Source organism: Campylobacter sp. IFREMER_LSEM_CL292 (assembly GCF_025771615.1).
GTDB classification, from domain to species: Bacteria; Campylobacterota; Campylobacteria; order Campylobacterales; family Campylobacteraceae; genus Campylobacter_D; species Campylobacter_D lari_D.
This window is the reverse complement of the sequence record NZ_JAKMQP010000025.1, coordinates 1-3,485: the sequence shown is the minus strand read 5'-3', so window position 1 is coordinate 3,485 and position 3,485 is coordinate 1. Positions and strand designations below refer to the sequence as shown.

Below are 3,485 nucleotides of genomic sequence, written 5' to 3'. Positions count from 1 at the left end.
TATAGGCCTTTATACGATAAAGTCAAAAGAAAACACATCAGCCAAATGACTTATTTTGATTATAAAAATGAGATTATCATCACACCTAAAGAATGGCTAGAGAAAGCTAGAGAAAAAAAACTTTTTTATTTTTGGTTTGCTTGGCAAGGTATGATTAATTTTAATTTTTTAAAAAATATAAATTTAAAATTTATTAATGGAATTTTTGCGGAAGATTGTCATTTTGGAGTGTTATTATTTGCATTAAGTAAAAATATTTATATATTTCCAAAGCAAATATATGTTTATCGCTTAAGAGAGTTAAGCTCTATGAATTTTACTAATAAAAAATGGGTAATACATCCTAATTCGCATCTTAAAAAAATAGATGTTTTTGAGAATTCAAATACGACTAGGCTGTATTATGAAAGTGCAAGCTGGATGCAAATCGCATTAGATTTTATTAAATTAATTAATTCTAATCATTATTTAAGTGAAGATATAAAAACACATTTTTTACCAGTGGTTTGTAATAAGGCTTTGACTTTAAAAAAGCTTGATAAAGATCCACTATGTTTAAAAAAATATACTAAAAATTTAAAAATATATATACAAAATCAACCCTTAGGGGCAGTTGATAGAGTGAAAGAATATCTTTCATATAAACTTGCAAAAGAACTCTCTAGAAAAAAAGGCATATTAAAATTAACTCTACCTTTTAGTGTTATTAGAGTATCTTTACAACATCAAAAAGACGCCATAGAATACAAAAAAAGTATTAAAAGAGATGTTTTAAATAAAAGATTGCCATTAGAATTTTACAGAGATTATCAGCAGGCTTTGAGCTTAAAAAACCAAAAATTAATTCAATCGTTGCACGGTATTGGACTAAAGATTATGTTTTTTAAAGGTTAAATTATGATTTTAAATTCTAAAAAATTAAGAAAGCTTAGAACTAATCCGAAACTATTCTTTAAAGATGCTATAGAAAAAAAAGTTTTCCAATTAAGCAATGTATATAAAAAATACCTTCCTAAAAAACACAAAGGCTTTACTCAATACACAATAATCTCAGCTGTATATAATGTAGAAAAATATTTAGATGATTATTTTAATTCTTTCATTAATCAAAGACTTGATTTTAAAAAAAATATTTTTATGATATTAGTAGATGATGGTTCTACTGATAATTCTGCAAATATTATTAAAAAATATCAAAAAAAATATCCAAAAAACATCGTTTATCTTTATAAGGAAAATGGTGGACAAGCTAGTGCTAGAAATTTAGGCTTAAAGTATATACAAGAAAATAATTATAAAACCCCTTGGGTTGCTTTTACTGATCCAGATGATTTTTTAGATAGAAATTATTTTTATGAAGTAGATAAATTTTTATCAATTCACCAAGATGATGATATTTGTATGGTAGGATGTAATATAATATTTTATTATGAAAAGCAAAAATTATATAAAGATAATCATCCATTAAATTTTAAATTTAAAAATGGTATACAAATTAAAGAAAATCATAATCTTGATAATTTCATACAACTGTCTGCTGCAAGCTGCTTTATGAATATCACATTTTTAAATAATTTAATATTTGATGAGAAATTAAAACCAAATTTTGAAGATGCTAAATTTATAAACGAGTATTTGCTAGAAAATATTGATTTAAAAAGTGCTTTTTTACCAAAAGCAAAATATTTTTATAGAAAAAGAGAAGATGGTAGCTCAACTTTGGATTTAAAATTAAAATCAAAAGATTATTATTTAAATGTGACTAGAAATGGGTATTTAAAGATTTTAAGTGATTGTGTAAAAAATAAGAAAAATATACCTTTGTTTATTCAAAATTTAGTTTTGTATGATATATGTTGGCAAGTTAAACTCATTATTGATTCATCTGAGAAAATTTCTATTCTGAAAAATAATGAAAAACGAGAATATTTGAAACTATTAAAACAAATTTTTGCATATATAGATAATGATATCATAATTAATTTTAGTTTGGCTGATTGCTCGGTTTTTTGCAAAGTAGGAATTTTAAATTGTTTTAAAAATGAAAAACTACCTTTTCAGATAGTTTATATAGAAGATTATGATCCTTACAAAGAGCAAATTTTAATTACTTATTATATTGGAGATGATGAAGACATAGAAAGAATTCTTGTAGATGAAGAAGAAGTATATGTAGATTATAAAAAGATAGTTAAATATGATTTTTTAGATAGAGTGTTTTGTTACCAAAAAAGATTATGGGTCCATATGCCAAAAAATGCCAAAGATAAATTAGAGATATGGATTAATGACAAGCAAAGCATGATTGGCAAGTATGGTAAATATTCCTTAGATATTAAAAGTATCAGAAAAGAATTTCAAAAAAGACTACCAAAGAGTAATATTTGGCTTTTAATGGATAGAGATTATGAAGCAGATGATAATGCAGAGCATTTATATAGATATATCATGCAAAATCATCCAGAACAAGAAATAATCTTTGCGTTAAGAAAAGAAAGTTCAGATTGGGAAAGATTAGAAAAAGAAGGGTTTGCTCTGGTAGATTTTGGGAGTTTTAATTTTGAAAGGATTATAAAAAAATCTTCAAAAGTTATTAGTTCTCATGCTGATGAGTATTTAATGAGATATATTACATCTAGACAGCAGTTTATTTTCTTACAACATGGTGTCACGCAAAATGATGTTTCAAAATGGTTAAATAATAGAAAAATAAATTTATTTTTTGTTTCAACGCAAATGGAATTTAATTCCATTATAAAGAATTATACTCATTACAAGTTTGGACAAAAAGAGGTTGTTTTAGCTGGATTTGCAAGACATGATGAATTGCTTAAAAATAAAAATACTAATACTAATATTAAACAAATTCTTATTATGCCAACCTGGAGACAGTATCTAAGTGGCTTGATGATAGAGAATTCAGGGGTAAGAGAATTAAAAGAAAATTTTAAACAAAGCGAATATTTTCAAAAATGGAATTCTTTGTTGAATAGTGATAATTTAAAAAAACTATGTGAACTATATTCTTATACCATAGTTTTTAATCCACATCCTAATATTATGCCATATTTAAAAGAGTTTAATATTCCACTCTATATCAAAATAGCCAATCAAAATGAAAGCTTACAGATATTATTTTGCAATTCTTCTTTGATGATTACAGATTATTCTAGCACGGCTTTTGAGATGGCGTATCTAGAAAAACCAGTAATTTATTATCAATTTGATAAAGAGGACTTTTTTACTTCCCACACATTGCAAAAAGGGTATTTTGATTATAAAAAAGATGGTTTTGGGCCAGTTGTTGAGAATCAAGAAAATTTATTAAAAGAATTAGAAAACTTATTGCGAAACAATTGTAAACCTTTTGGTGTTTATAAAGATAATATAGATTCAACTTTTACTTTTAGAGATGGTAGATGTTGCGAGAGAATATATAAGACCTTGTAGATAATCATAAGGTGTTATTAAGGAAGAGATAAAGC

The 3,485-nt window shown here is 25.0% G+C and carries 1 protein-coding gene and 1 pseudogene; both read left to right on the top strand.

All coding sequences use genetic code 11. From position 1 onward, the window contains the following. Positions 1 to 894: pseudogene (locus L8T82_RS07855) on the top strand (glycosyltransferase family 2 protein); the annotation flags it as partial. Positions 895 to 897: 3 nt separating this feature from the next. Then, on the top strand, positions 898 to 3,450 hold the full coding sequence (locus L8T82_RS07850; RefSeq protein WP_263726269.1) for a CDP-glycerol:glycerophosphate glycerophosphotransferase: 2,553 nt from the start codon (positions 898 to 900) through the stop codon (positions 3,448 to 3,450). Positions 3,451 to 3,485 lie beyond the last annotated feature (35 nt).

Excerpts from the sequence above, each read along its gene's own strand:
- L8T82_RS07850 (WP_263726269.1), top strand. The coding sequence starts at position 898 with ATGATTTTAAATTCTAAAAAATTAAGAAAGCTTAGAACTAATCCGAAA.